This is a genomic window from Flavobacterium hydatis (assembly GCF_000737695.1).
GTDB lineage: Bacteria > Bacteroidota > Bacteroidia > Flavobacteriales > Flavobacteriaceae > Flavobacterium > Flavobacterium hydatis.
This window is the reverse complement of the sequence record NZ_JPRM01000006.1, coordinates 232,815-246,007: the sequence shown is the minus strand read 5'-3', so window position 1 is coordinate 246,007 and position 13,193 is coordinate 232,815. Positions and strand designations below refer to the sequence as shown.

The following is a 13,193-nucleotide window of genomic DNA, read 5'->3' as shown; positions in this document are numbered from 1 at the left end:
ACCGCAAAGGTTTTTAATCTATCGGAGAGAATTAACCGCAAAGGGCGCTAAGGTTTATGAAAAGGATGCAAAGTTTAAAAAGAGTTTTATGATTTAATAAATAGAGATAAAATAGAATCTGTTTTAATTTGCTTAAATCTGTGCAAATCTGCGTGAAACTCTTAATCTTTTTAATCCTTTTAATCTGTGGCGAGAATTTACCGCAAAGAGCGCTAAGGTTTACGCAAAGGCCGCAAAGTTTAAAAAAAGGGTTTTATGTTTTAATAAAAGAGATTAAATCAAATCTGTATAAATCCGCTTAAATTCGTGTAAATCTGCGTGAAACCTTTAATTTAATGAGGGCAAAGTTTTTAAACCAATCGTATAAAAAAAACGAACCAAATCGATTTTAATCTAATCCGGTTCGTCTTTAAATTATGGTATAAAATAATTTATACTAATTGTTTCAGTGCAATTTCAAAAGCTGTTGCGCTGATATTTGTTTTAGATGCACTTAAAGCATGAGCTTTTTGTATGGCATTTTTTATAGTATCCGAAGTATCATTAAAGATAGCTTCATCTGTCATCTGTACTTTCTTTTCCATGAAATAAGCAAAAACACGAGCCATTCCGCAGTTAGAAATAAAGTCAGGAATTAAACTCACTTTACTATCTACTTGCTCCATGATAGAACCAAAGAAAATTTCTTTATCAGCAAAAGGTACATTTGCTCCACAAGAAATAACCTCAAGTCCATTAGCTATTAATGCATCGATTTGGTTTTGAGTAACCAATCTTGAAGCGGCACATGGAGTGAAAATTTCTGCTCCAATTGTCCATATCTTTTCATTAATTTCTTCAAACGGAATCATGTTTTGAGCAACAAGTTTGTTGCCATCTTTTGCTAAAAATAATGCTTTGATTTCGTCAAAAGAAAAACCTTCTTCATTTATCAATCCACCATCTCTGTCGATGATTCCAATTACTTTAGCTCCCATATCTGCTAAGTAAAAAGCAGCTGCAGAACCTACATTTCCAAAACCTTGTACGATTGCTTTCTTTCCTTTTACATCACCACCATAAGTAGCATAAAAATGACGAATAGCCTCTGCAACACCAAAACCTGTAATCATATCGGCTACAGTATATTTTCTAGTTACATCTGGAGAGAATTTAGGGTTTTCGATTACCTTAATTACACCTTGACGTAATTGACCAATTCGGTTAATTTTATCAGCTTCGGTAGGTTTAAAGTGACCGTTAAAAACGCCTTCTTGCGGGTGCCAAACACCACATTCTTCTGTCATTGGAATTACTTCGTGAATTTCGTCAACGTTTAAATCTCCACCAGTTCCGTAATAACTTTTTAATAAAGGAGAAACAGCTTTGTACCAGCGTTGTAAAACACCTTTCTTTCTTGGGTCGTTTGGATCAAAATTAATACCAGATTTAGCGCCACCAATCGCAGGACCAGAAACTGAAAATTTTACTTCCATTGTCTTTGCCAATGATAAAACTTCGTTCATATCCAAACCTTTTCGCATACGAGTACCACCACCGGCAGCCCCACCTCGAAGAGAATTAATTACTGTCCATCCTTCGGCTTCAGTTTCAGAATCTTTCCAATTGAATACGATTTCAGGTTCTTTATTTTCGAATTTCTTTAATAAATCTTTCATTTTCTGCGATATGTTTAATTTTCACAAATATAAAAAATTGGATAATGCGAAATGTGTATTTGCTAAAATATTTCAGATGCTTTATTTTATGCTAATTTTTTAACTAAAAAGCTTCAGAAATAATTATTTACCTAATAATTGATTCTTTAGTTTTGGATCAGCTGGGGTCTTAGATAACCAGATTCCGAAGAGCGCTTTTTTGAATTCAACGCCAGAGATTTTACCTTTTAATTGACTGTTCTTATAAATCCAAACAGAGGAATCCGAAGGGGAGTATACCAGTTTAAAAATAGTTTTTTTATTAATTTCGCCCATAAAGTAGCTTTTGAATTCTTCTATTTTAGGTCGCAATGTTTCTATGTTGCCTGAATATGTTTTTTTGAAATTATCATCTATGGCTTTTAATAATTTTGGTGTAGATACTGTAGAAGATGTAACTTCAATACGCATTGCCATTGGTGAATCGCTATCAAGAATATATTTTGAATCCTGACTTAATTGTAATAAGTATAATGCTTGTAGATATGTTCCTGGCCACATCGTCGATTTTCCTCCACCGCCATTTAACGATAAAGCTTTACTTTGAAATTGTATTGTTCTCGGAATCGTTACACCATCTATAGTAAAGGTTTTTTGTGCTGTTACGGTTGAGGCTTGAAAAGTAAGAATTAATGTAAATAAAAGTAATAAATTTTTCATTGTATGGTATTTTATGATTTTTGCTAAAATACGCCTAATTTCTATGTTTTTAAAGTAATTTACATTCCGATTTTCAGGAAATGCCTTATCTCTAGAGATTTTAACATAGTTTATTTGTTTGATCTTTAAGGTGTTGTAAATAAAGGTTCAACTCGAAACCAAGAATGTTTTCGAGGAAATATTGTGCTACTTACAAAAGATATTTTATGGTCTGAGTTTCGTATTCTAAGAAATAGAATAGCGTAAGTACTTTAAGTTTAAGAGACTTATTTTCAGTGATTATGATGTTTGTATTTTGTAAAATAAATTGATTTTATCTAACCAAGAATTGGAATACAAACAGAAGTTCAAATTATAAATACATGGCTGTTTTTATAAGGTAAAAAGTACATGTAATTTAAAGTATGGTGTAAAATATAAAAGTTAGCAATTTATTTGTAGTTTAAATACTATAATATTTAATTGCTTGTAGAAGGATTTCTAACATGAAATCAAAAAAAGTGAATCTATTTAATGCCACTTCTCTTGTTTTTGTTTTCCAAGAGAAGCGGTATTTCTTGTATATTATTTACCTAATAATTGATCTTTCAGTTTATCGTCGGCAGGTTTATCAGATAACCAGATTGCGAATAGTGCTTTTTTGAAATCAAACCCAGGAATTTTTCCTTTTAATTGTTCGTTTTTATAAACCCAAACAGAAGTGTCGATAGGAGAATAAATAAGTTTGTAAACATCGCCTTTGGTGATTTCATCACTCAAGAAACTTTTAAATTCTTCGATTCGTGGTCGTAATGTTTCTACATTATTTCCGGCTGTTTTCTTAAAGTTATCATCCATCGATTTCGTTAGTTTCTTTGCAGATACCAATGTAGATGTAATTTCGATTCGGATAGCCATTTCGGTATCACTATCAATGATAAATTTCGGGTCTTGGCTTAATTGCGATAAGTATAATGCTTGTACATATAGTCCCGACCACATTGCAGATCTAGCGCCAGCGCCATTTAACGATAAGGCTTTGTTTTGAAATTGAATTGTTCTTGGAACTATAACACCTTCTATATCGAATGATTGCTGAGCAGTAACAGTCGAAAATTGCAAAGTCAGAATTAATGTAAGGGATAGTAAAAAGTTTTTCATTTTATTGAATTTTAATTTTTTGCAAAAATACTTTTAATTTTTTATTTCTCTAGCATAGTTCAGTTGCCTTTTTTATGAATTGAAAAAGGTGTGTGTGCTTTTAAAATAGTTTTATTTTTTTGCAAGAATAAATCTTATAGATAAAATGATTCCTTTTCTCTGAGATTTCTTTGAGGTTTTTGTTTTTGAGGCATGAAAATTTTACTCCAGTAAATTTGATTACTGGAGCTATTTAATCTTAAGTAGTTAAGATAATTATTTACCTAATAGTTGATTTTTTAATTTTTCATCAGCAGGTTTGTCTGATAACCAGATTCCGAATAGTGCTTTTTTGAAGTCAAAACCTTGAACCTTTCCTTTCAGAACATCATTTTTATAAACCCAGACAGATGAGTCGATAGGATAGTAGATAAGTTTAAAAACATCTTTTTGGGTGATTTCATCACTTAAAAAACTTTTAAATTGTTCGATTCTTGGGCGTAACGCTTCCAGATTATCTCCAGCCGATTTTTCGAAACCACTATTCATGGCTTTTGTCAATTTGTTTGATGATACCATCGAAGAAGTAATCTCAATTCGAATAGCCATTTCGGTATCACTATCAATAATAAATTTCGGATCTTGGCTTAATTGCGATAAATACAGCGCTTGAACATATACCTCTAACCACATTTTTGATCTTCCACCAGCACCATTTAAGGATAATGTCTTGCTTTGAAATTGCATTGTTCTTGGAACAGTAACGCCATCAATATCGAAAGATTTTTGAGCCGTTACCTCTGTGAATTGCAAAGTTAAAATTACTGTAAGTAATAGTAATAAGTTTTTCATATTCTCGTAATTTATGTGATTTTGACAAAAATACTTTTAATTTCTATATTTTAATGGTAAAAGGGCTGTATTTTTTGCGAAAATCACTTATGTAAGAAAATATCCATTTGAAAGTTATTGTTTTGGCTGTTAGTTGTTTATGAAATGAAAATATTCGCTGAATTATCTTATTTTTTGATGAGGATATTATGGTCGAAAATGACATTTATTGATCGAAATTGGAGTTATATTTCATCTTTTTTTCTTTAAAAGAGCATTTTTTATGCTTGCATAGTATAATTGTAATCGGAATATAGAATTTTATTGCTTGTTATGGTCACCGAAATTGTTTAGTTTTTTGAACATGAATTTTGGCTTAAACAGGTTTAGTTGCTTTTTTTACAATGTAGAGTAGGCTTTTTTAGATTATTTTTAGATGAAATTTCAGATGTAATTATCTCATTTTTTGCGACTTTTGGTAACTATTAGTGCTTCTTCATCTAAAATTTTATGAGTTGCTAAACTGGCTTCACTAGGCGAAGTTCTTGATATTATTACGATAACGATATAGTGTTCGTTTTTCTTTAGTCAAAAATGCAATTCAGAATTGAAAATTTCAGTATAAAAAAGTACCTTTGAATATATTTTTTTAACAAAAAGCAACTTTTATTTTATAATACTATGGATTTTAATCTTACCGAAGAGCACTTAATGATTCAACAAGCTGCTAGAGATTTTGCTCAAAACGAATTGTTACCAGGTGTGATAGAAAGAGACGAAAAGCAAATTTTCCCTACGGAACAAATAAAAAAAATGGGACAACTCGGATTCATGGGAATGATGGTTGATCCAAAATACGGAGGAAGTGGTTTAGATACAACTTCATACGTAATTGCTATGGAAGAGATTTCGAAAGTTGATGCTTCAGCTTCTGTAGTAATGTCGGTAAATAATTCATTAGTTTGTTGGGGACTTCAGGCTTTTGGTACCGAAGAACAAAAACAAAAATACTTACCAGGGTTAGCTTCTGGAGAAATTCACGGTGCATTTTGCTTAAGTGAGCCTGAAGCTGGTAGTGATGCTACATCACAAAAAACTTCTGGAATTGATATGGGTGACCATTATTTAGTAAACGGTACTAAAAACTGGATTACTAATGGTAATACTGCATCTGTTTATATTGTAATTGTACAAACTGATGCTGAGAAAAAACATAAAGGGATCAATGCCTTAATCATGACCAAAGATATGCCAGGTTTCTCTGTTGGTCCTAAGGAACAAAAAATGGGAATTCGTGGTTCAGATACTCATTCATTAATGTTTAGTGATGTAAAAGTACCTAAAGAAAACAGAATTGGTGAAGATGGATTTGGTTTTAAATTTGCAATGAAAACATTAGCAGGTGGAAGAATTGGTATTGCTTCTCAAGCTTTAGGAATTGCTTCTGGTGCTTATGAACTTGCTTTAAAATATTCTAAAGAACGTAAAGCTTTTGGAACTGAAATTTGCAATCACCAAGCTATTGCTTTTAAATTAGCAGATATGGCGGTAAATATCGAAGCAGCACGTCATCTTTGTATGAAAGCAGCTTGGGATAAAGACCAACATAATAACTATGATGTAAGTGGTGCAATGGCAAAATTATTTGCTTCGCAAGTTGCAATGGATACGGCTGTAGAGGCGGTACAAATTCATGGTGGAAACGGATACGTAAAAGAGTATCATGTTGAGCGTTTTATGCGTGATGCAAAAATTACACAGATTTATGAAGGAACTTCTGAAATTCAAAAAATAGTAATTTCAAGAGCAGTTATCGCGGGATAATTGTATTCTTATTAATTGTATAAAAACCCTTTCGGCTTTTCGGCCTTGAAAGGGTTTTATTTTTGCAATAAAAAATAATTATATTTACAACTTAGCACATACTTATTTTTATATAAGAATCTATAATGAGCTTGACCTAATCTATAAAATTTTATTTCACACATAGGAACATAGAATTTATGTGTGAAATAAGAATACCAAGCAGAAATAGATTTCTTTCGCATAGCTTATTATGTGTTTTTTAAATAAGTGAAATGTCTTTTTTGAGAATAAAAAAGCTATGTTTCTATGTGTTAAAATTAGTTGTAGCTAAGCATTAAAATTATATAGATAAACCAAAACTTTACATAATGAAAAAACTAGTACTTTTATTTCCCTTTATCTTTTTTGGATGTAAATCCAATAATACAGTTACAACCGAAACTACGCAAACAGCTTCTAAGTTAGAAATTACTTATAAAGTAAAAGAAAATGATGTTGCGTCGATTTTAAAATATCTTTCTTCGGATGAATTAGAAGGTAGAGAAACTGGAACTAAGGGAATTGAAGCGGCTGCTATTTATCTGGAAGATTTCTTTAAAAAGAATAAGGTTAAACCTTATTTCTCTTCTTATCGTGATACATTATCTACGTTTAAAACTCCTGCATATAATATAGTTGGATATGTAGAAGGAACAGATGCGAAACTGAAAAATGAATTTGTGATTTTGAGCGCGCATTATGATCATATCGGGATTGATAAAAAAGGAGTTAATGGTGATTTTATAAATAACGGAGCAAATGATGATGCTTCAGGAGTTACGGCTGTTGCAGAAATGGCTAAATATTTTAGCGAAACTAAATCGAATAAACGAAGCGTACTTTTTGTGTTTTTTGCTGGTGAAGAAAAAGGGCTTTTAGGTTCTAAGCATTTGGCGACAAAGCTTAAAGCTAAAAACTTTAATTTATATACACAGCTTAATATAGAAATGATTGGTGTGCCAATGAAACGAGATTTCTTAGCCTACATTACTGGTTTTGATAAATCGAATATGGCGACAAAAATCAATGAATATACAGGTGATAAAACGATTGGATTCTTACCTAAAGAAGCCGAATATCAATTGTTTTTTAGATCAGATAATTATCCTTTTTTCGAAGCATTCAAAGTTCCTTGCCAATCGATAAGTACTTTCGATTTTGAAAATTTTGAATTTTATCATCATGTTTCGGATGAATTTAAAGTTATGGATATTCCTCATATGACTTCATTTATTCAGGAATTGTTGCCTGCAGTGACTCATATGGCAAGTTCTCCGACAAAAGAGATTTTGATGACTAAATAAACTATGCTTTTTTATTGGTTTTCCTTATTTTTGCTACATGAAAAATATTATTATTACAGGAACGAGTAGAGGGATTGGTTATGAGCTTGCATTGCAATTTGCAAATGCGGGACATCAAGTATTGGCTATTTCTAGAAAAATTCCTCAGTTGCTTTTGGAGCATTCTAATGTAACTTGTCTTTCTATTGATTTATCTAATGAATCTGAATTATATAAAGTAGAAGATTTTCTTTCTTCGACTTGGAAAAAAGTAGATGCATTAGTGCATAATGCGGGAAGTTTGCTTTTAAAACCTTTTGCAGAAACTACTCAGACAGATTTTGAGAGTATTTATAAAGTAAATGTTTTTGCGGTAGCAAATCTTACGAGAGTTTGTTTGCCTTATCTTCAAAAAGGAAGTCATGTGGTAACCATAAGTTCTATAGGAGGAGTTCGCGGAAGTCTTAAATTTGCAGGACTTGCTGCTTATAGTTCTAGCAAAGGTGCTGTAATTACATTATCGGAATTATTGGCAGAAGAATATAAAGAAAAAGGAATTTCATTTAATGTTTTGGCATTAGGTTCTGTTCAGACAGAAATGTTACAAGAAGCTTTCCCAGGATATCAAGCGCCAATTTCGGCTAACGGAATGGCAACTTATATTTATGATTTTACATTAAATGGAAATAAATATTTTAACGGTAAAGTATTAGAAGTTTCTTCTACTAATCCGTAATTAATTATAAGTTATAAGAAGTTTTGATTTTGAGAGAAGGTGTTGTGAAGCATTATTATTTTAAAGAAAACTTATAACTCATAATTCATAATTTATAATAAAAATTGTTTTGAACGAAACGCTATCTAAATATATCCCAGAACACGCCGTAAAGCCTGTTTTTGACTTGATTGTTGATAATCGTGTACATCTTAAGATTGTAAACGAAAGGCAAACTCGTCACGGTGATTATAGAAAAGGGCCAAGCGGTAAACATGAGATTACAGTAAATTCTAGCTTGAATAAATACAAGTTTCTGATTACATTAATTCATGAAATTTCGCATTTGGTTGCGTTCGAAAAATTTGGAAGAAAAATTAAACCTCATGGTAATGAATGGAAATATTCTTTTCAGCGATTGATGGTTCCTTTTATTCGTCCAGAGATATTTCCTAGTCACTTGTTGCCACTGCTTGCGAGACATTTTAAGAACCCAACGGCAAGTAGTGATACTGATACTACTTTATCATTGGCTTTGAAGCAATACGACAAGCAGAATGATAAAAATTATATTTTTGAGATTCCATACGGTAGTGTTTTCAGAATTCACAACGGGAAAGTTTTTAAGAAAGTAGCCGTAAGAACAAAACGCTTTGAATGTTTAGAAATAAGCTCAGGAAGAACATATCTTTTTAATCCAAATGCCGAAGTCGAGTTGTTGGTTGCCAGAGATTAAAATCTACGATTAGACGCAAATATAAAAATCCCAAATTTCAATTTTATTTAGATTGAAATTTGGGATTTTTAACATAATATATAAAGGTGATTATCCTTTTAAATAAGCTTCTCTTACTTTTTTGAACAAATTAGAAGAATAAACAAACTCGACAATAGCTTTATTATCGGTTACGAAAATTTCTTCTTTAGTACCTTGCCATTCTTTTACTCCATTTTTTAAGAATAAAATATTCTCACCAATTTCCATCACAGAGTTCATATCATGTGTATTAATTACAGTAGTGATGTTATACTCCTCGGTGATTTCTTTAATTAAATTATCAATTAAAGTCGAAGTATTTGGATCTAAACCAGAGTTTGGTTCATCACAAAATAAGTATTTTGGGTTGTTTACAATGGCGCGGGCAATAGCCACACGTTTTTGCATCCCTCCAGAAATTTCCGAAGGTAGTTTTTTGTGTGCATCAATTAGATTTACTCTTTTTAAAACGAAATCTACACGATCCTGAATTTTAGAACCCGTGTCTTTGGTAAACATTTTAAGAGGGAAAGCTACATTTTCGGCTACAGTCATAGAGTCAAACAAAGCACTTCCTTGAAATACCATTCCGATTTCTGTACGTAATTCTCTTTTTTCATCTGGATCAAGTTCAGAATAAACTCTGCCATCAAACTCAATTGTTCCAGAATCTGGAGTATGAATACCTAATAAACTTTTTAATAATACGGTTTTTCCAGATCCACTTTGCCCAATAATTAGGTTCGTTTTTCCGGTTTCGAATACGGTCGAAACACCTTTAAGTACTTTGCTGTCGCCAAATGATTTTTCTATGTTTTTTACTTCTATCATGAGCCTAATAACAATTGTGTTAGTATATAATTAAAAAGGATAATCGATACAGATGTCCATACGAAAGCTACTGTACTTGCTTTTCCTACTTCTAGCGCTCCACCTTTCATATAATAACCATGAAAAGATGGGATTGTTGCCAATAACATGGCGAAAATTATGGTTTTAATAAACGCATAGGTAATGTGAAACGGAATAAACTCCATTTGAGCACCCATTATAAAATCATCACTAGTTGTAAATCCGCCGTAAACTCCAGCAAGCCAACCACCAAAAATACCTAAGAACATACTAATACCAATTACAAATGGATATAGTAATAAAGCAATTATTTTAGGGAAAACAAGATAGTTTAATGAGTTTACACCCATAACTTCCAGCGCATCGATTTGCTCTGTAACACGCATAGTTCCTATACTTGATGTAATGAAAGATCCCATTTTTCCCGCCATAATAACAGAAATAAATGTTGGAGCAAATTCTAAAATTACAGATTGTCTGGTTGCAAAACCAATTAAGTATTTAGGAATTAATGGATTTGTTAAGTTTAATGCGGTTTGTATTGCAACAACTCCACCTACGAAGAATGAAATGAAACAAACAATACCAAGGGAATCAATAATTAAGTCATCAATTTCTTTAAAGATTAGTTTTTTCATCACAGACCATTTGGTTTGTTTGTTGAAAATTTCTTTAAGCATCAAGAAGTATCTTCCTATTTGGGATAAATAACGAATGAGCATCATAGTTTTTACGAATATGGGCTAAATTACGAAAATAGTTGCCAGTTTACGGTTTTGAATTTATAGTTTTTTGAATGCTTGAACTAAAAAAGCTTTTCTTTCATTTTTTTCAAACGATAATTTCGAATGAATTTTGCTTGTGCATCAGTTACCAATAATGGTGTTTTTGCTCTTTTTGCTTTCAGGAATCCTTTAATGTAATCAAAGAATAGTAAAGGTTTTTTCTTCATCATAGCCAACTTTGCAGATGCAATCGCTGTGATCCAAAAACCGTATCCTAAGGTGTAAAAAGCTTCACCTTGTTTATAACGAGCTGTTTTGTTGTAGTTTGCCCCCGTCGGTTTAAGGTGTTTTACGTGTAAAGAAGAATCAGTAACTATTTTCCAATCATAATATTTACAAAGTAATTCGTCTACCGTATCCCAACCCATTGAGGCTTTTAAACCTCCAATTTGCTGATAAGTTTCTTTTCGATAAGCTTTTAATGCGCCGCGAATATGGTCTTTATCAGTTAGGTTTTCTAATACCCAATCTCCATTTTTTTCTATATAACAAAATCCTCCAGCCATTCCGATTTTAGGATCAGATTGAAAGTGAGAGGTGATAGTTTCGAAATAGTTAGGTGGAAAAATTAAATCTCCATCTATTTTTACAATGATATCATAATCATCATCAAGGGTTTCAAATCCTTTATGAAATGCTTGGATTACTTTGCTTCCTGGCAAATGTATAGCACTCGAGGTTTTGTTTACCAATGATATATATGGATTTTCTTTGGCATAATTCAATACAACTTCTTCCGTTTTATCGGTTGAATTATCATTGACTACAACAATCTTTTTTGGTAAAACGGTTTGCGAAATCAATGATTGCAGCGTTAAGCCAATAAGTTCTTGCTCGTTATGTGCCGGTATAACAATGTAATATTTCATATTTAATAAACTGGAAACTGATACTGAAAACTATTTTCTTTCTGCGTATACAATATAGTATCTATTGGTAAATCTTCTTAATAAAGGACGGATTCCGAATTTTTTTACCGGATTAGTCCATTTTTCTTTGTCGATAATTTTCCAACCTGTTTTTTCAAGAAGCCAGTCTAATTGCCAATCTTCAAATTCATGATAGTGTCTGTCCCACATATCTGTTTTACTACGATATGCTGGCGAGAACCATAAACGCATAGGAATCGAGATAAAAAGTTTATCTGATTTTATTTCGTTTAAGATTGTGAATGGATTTAGCAAATGTTCGAAGATTTCGAAAGCAGTAACCACATCTTGTTTTTCGGTAGAAAATACGCTTTGGTCGATATCTAAATCTTCGCCAGTTGTATTTTTTACTTTAAATCCTTCGGCTTTCATGATCTTAGAAAACGGATTTTCAACTCCTAAATCCAAAACAGTTTCGGATGTTGTGATGTGTTTTTTTAGAAATTCTAAAGTATGTTTGAATCGTTTATTCGGAAATGTTTTTTCGTACATAGTTATTGCGAGGAACGAAGCAATCTCTCGTTCTTAGTTTTAATTAGGGTGCAAATATACTAAAAAGTCCGCATTTTAAAATGCGGACTTTTTAGTATTCAGTCTCAGTAATCAGTTTAGCATACTGTAAACTGCAACTGAATAGTGTTACTGTAAACTAACTAATATCGATATACAAAAGCATTTACGTTCATTCCTGCTCCAACAGATGCAAAAATTACAACGTCGCCTTTGTTAATTTCATGATTCTCTAATTTTCCTTGTATTAATAGGTCATAAAGTGTTGGAACTGTTGCTACGCTGCTGTTTCCTAAATCATGAATACACATAGGCATGATGTTTTCTGGTGGAGTTTTGCCGTATAATTTGTAGAAACGATGGATAATTGCTTCGTCCATTTTTTCGTTTGCCTGATGTATTAGGATTTTTTTTACATCATCAATGGCGATTCCGCTTTTGTCTAAACAGCTTTTCATAGCCGCCGGAACTTGGCTTAATGCAAATTCATATATTTTACGACCATACATTTTTATGTATTTCGTGTCTGGGTCTAAATCTGGGTTATATGATTTACCGAAGTATAAATATCCAGCTTCTTCACTTGCAAAAGTGGCGCTTTCGTAAGATAATAATCCCGTTTCATCATCAGAAGCTTCAATCACTGATGCTCCAGCTCCATCTGAGTATATCATAGAATCTCTATCATGATCATCTACAACTCTAGAAAGAGTTTCAGCTCCAATAACCAAACATTTTTTTGCCATACCAGATTTGATAAAAGCATTTGCTTGTAGTACGCCTTCAATCCATCCTGGACATCCAAAAAGAATATCGTAGGCTACACATTTAGGGTTTTTTATTCCTAATTTATTTTTTACACGTGTTGCTAAACTTGGTAAAATATCAGATTGGGTTGTTCCGTATTTTACATCACCAAAGTTGTGTGCGAAAATAATATAATCAAGAGTTTCTGGGTCGATTTTGGCATTTTCGATTGCTTTTTGTGAAGCGAAGAATGCTAAATCGGAAGAAGTATATTGATCTTCGGCATAACGTCTGTTTTCAATTCCTGTTATACCTTTGAATTTATTAATGACAACCTCGTTTGGGTAGCCAAAAGGAGTTCCGTCTTCGTTTAAAAATACATGTTTATCAAAATCCGTATTCTTTATTTCTTTATGCGGAATATAGCTACCTATTCCAGTTATTTTTATTTTCATTATGCAGT

General features: G+C 32.1%; 13 protein-coding genes. 4 read left to right on the top strand and 9 right to left on the bottom strand.

Features of this window, described 5'->3' with window-relative positions; translation table 11 throughout:
- Positions 1-431: 431 nt before the first annotated feature.
- The 4 genes from IW20_RS05615 to IW20_RS05600 all read right to left on the bottom strand — a co-directional run bounded on the left by IW20_RS05615 (position 432) and on the right by IW20_RS05600 (position 4,328).
- Complete coding sequence (locus IW20_RS05615) at positions 432-1,658, bottom strand: Glu/Leu/Phe/Val dehydrogenase dimerization domain-containing protein (RefSeq protein WP_035619727.1); 1,227 nt, start codon at positions 1,656-1,658, stop codon at positions 432-434.
- A 123-nt stretch (positions 1,659-1,781) separates the two neighbouring features.
- Complete coding sequence (locus tag IW20_RS05610) at positions 1,782-2,357, bottom strand: chalcone isomerase family protein (RefSeq protein ID WP_035619726.1); 576 nt, start codon at positions 2,355-2,357, stop codon at positions 1,782-1,784.
- 564 nt (positions 2,358-2,921) lie between these two features.
- Positions 2,922-3,497 carry a chalcone isomerase family protein gene (locus tag IW20_RS05605; protein ID WP_035619725.1) on the bottom strand — a complete coding sequence of 192 codons (576 nt, stop codon included), beginning with the start codon at positions 3,495-3,497 and terminating at the stop codon, positions 2,922-2,924.
- Positions 3,498-3,752: 255 nt separating this feature from the next.
- Positions 3,753-4,328 carry a chalcone isomerase family protein gene (locus IW20_RS05600; protein ID WP_035619723.1) on the bottom strand — a complete coding sequence of 192 codons (576 nt, stop codon included), beginning with the start codon at positions 4,326-4,328 and terminating at the stop codon, positions 3,753-3,755.
- Between the two features lie 660 nt (positions 4,329-4,988).
- Here IW20_RS05600 and IW20_RS05595 point away from each other — a divergent pair.
- The 4 genes from IW20_RS05595 (at position 4,989) to IW20_RS05580 (ending at position 8,886) form a co-directional block, all read left to right on the top strand.
- On the top strand, positions 4,989-6,131 hold the full coding sequence (locus tag IW20_RS05595) for an acyl-CoA dehydrogenase family protein (RefSeq protein ID WP_035619722.1): 1,143 nt from the start codon (positions 4,989-4,991) through the stop codon (positions 6,129-6,131).
- Positions 6,132-6,481: 350 nt separating this feature from the next.
- Positions 6,482-7,456 carry a M20/M25/M40 family metallo-hydrolase gene (locus IW20_RS05590; protein WP_035619721.1) on the top strand — a complete coding sequence of 325 codons (975 nt, stop codon included), beginning with the start codon at positions 6,482-6,484 and terminating at the stop codon, positions 7,454-7,456.
- A 37-nt stretch (positions 7,457-7,493) separates the two neighbouring features.
- Positions 7,494-8,171, top strand: a complete 678-nt coding sequence (locus IW20_RS05585) for an SDR family NAD(P)-dependent oxidoreductase (protein WP_035619720.1) — start codon at positions 7,494-7,496, stop codon at positions 8,169-8,171.
- A 109-nt stretch (positions 8,172-8,280) separates the two neighbouring features.
- Entirely contained in the window at positions 8,281-8,886 is a 606-nt protein-coding gene (locus tag IW20_RS05580; protein ID WP_035619719.1) for a SprT-like domain-containing protein, read from the top strand.
- A 90-nt stretch (positions 8,887-8,976) separates the two neighbouring features.
- On the opposite strand, the gene IW20_RS05575 is transcribed toward IW20_RS05580, so the two are convergent.
- The 5 genes from IW20_RS05575 to IW20_RS05555 all read right to left on the bottom strand — a co-directional run bounded on the left by IW20_RS05575 (position 8,977) and on the right by IW20_RS05555 (position 13,185).
- Positions 8,977-9,738 (bottom strand): ABC transporter ATP-binding protein, encoded by a 762-nt coding sequence (locus IW20_RS05575; protein WP_035619717.1) that lies wholly within the window; start codon positions 9,736-9,738, stop codon positions 8,977-8,979.
- Positions 9,735-10,484 carry an MlaE family ABC transporter permease gene (locus tag IW20_RS05570; RefSeq protein WP_035619715.1) on the bottom strand — a complete coding sequence of 250 codons (750 nt, stop codon included), beginning with the start codon at positions 10,482-10,484 and terminating at the stop codon, positions 9,735-9,737. The genes IW20_RS05575 and IW20_RS05570 overlap by 4 nt, the downstream gene beginning before the upstream one ends.
- Positions 10,485-10,564: 80 nt before the next feature.
- Positions 10,565-11,413, bottom strand: a complete 849-nt coding sequence (locus tag IW20_RS05565) for a glycosyltransferase (protein ID WP_035619714.1) — start codon at positions 11,411-11,413, stop codon at positions 10,565-10,567.
- Positions 11,414-11,443: 30 nt separating this feature from the next.
- Positions 11,444-11,965, bottom strand: coding sequence for a methyltransferase domain-containing protein (locus IW20_RS05560; protein WP_035619713.1), 522 nt, complete (start codon positions 11,963-11,965; stop codon positions 11,444-11,446).
- Positions 11,966-12,126: 161 nt separating this feature from the next.
- Positions 12,127-13,185, bottom strand: a complete 1,059-nt coding sequence (locus tag IW20_RS05555) for a 3-oxoacyl-ACP synthase III family protein (RefSeq protein WP_035619712.1) — start codon at positions 13,183-13,185, stop codon at positions 12,127-12,129.
- Positions 13,186-13,193: the final 8 nt, after the last annotated feature.

What these genes read in the sequence shown, in the direction of transcription:
- IW20_RS05615 (WP_035619727.1), bottom strand. Translation starts at nt 1,658, where the DNA reads ATGAAAGATTTATTAAAGAAATTCGAAAATAAAGAACCTGAAATCGTA.
- IW20_RS05610 (WP_035619726.1), bottom strand. Translation starts at nt 2,357, where the DNA reads ATGAAAAATTTATTACTTTTATTTACATTAATTCTTACTTTTCAAGCC.
- IW20_RS05605 (WP_035619725.1), bottom strand. Translation starts at nt 3,497, where the DNA reads ATGAAAAACTTTTTACTATCCCTTACATTAATTCTGACTTTGCAATTT.
- IW20_RS05600 (WP_035619723.1), bottom strand. Translation starts at nt 4,328, where the DNA reads ATGAAAAACTTATTACTATTACTTACAGTAATTTTAACTTTGCAATTC.
- IW20_RS05595 (WP_035619722.1), top strand. Translation starts at nt 4,989, where the DNA reads ATGGATTTTAATCTTACCGAAGAGCACTTAATGATTCAACAAGCTGCT.
- IW20_RS05590 (WP_035619721.1), top strand. Translation starts at nt 6,482, where the DNA reads ATGAAAAAACTAGTACTTTTATTTCCCTTTATCTTTTTTGGATGTAAA.
- IW20_RS05585 (WP_035619720.1), top strand. Translation starts at nt 7,494, where the DNA reads ATGAAAAATATTATTATTACAGGAACGAGTAGAGGGATTGGTTATGAG.
- IW20_RS05575 (WP_035619717.1), bottom strand. Translation starts at nt 9,738, where the DNA reads ATGATAGAAGTAAAAAACATAGAAAAATCATTTGGCGACAGCAAAGTA.
- IW20_RS05570 (WP_035619715.1), bottom strand. Translation starts at nt 10,484, where the DNA reads ATGATGCTCATTCGTTATTTATCCCAAATAGGAAGATACTTCTTGATG.
- IW20_RS05565 (WP_035619714.1), bottom strand. Translation starts at nt 11,413, where the DNA reads ATGAAATATTACATTGTTATACCGGCACATAACGAGCAAGAACTTATT.
- IW20_RS05560 (WP_035619713.1), bottom strand. Translation starts at nt 11,965, where the DNA reads ATGTACGAAAAAACATTTCCGAATAAACGATTCAAACATACTTTAGAA.
- IW20_RS05555 (WP_035619712.1), bottom strand. Translation starts at nt 13,185, where the DNA reads ATGAAAATAAAAATAACTGGAATAGGTAGCTATATTCCGCATAAAGAA.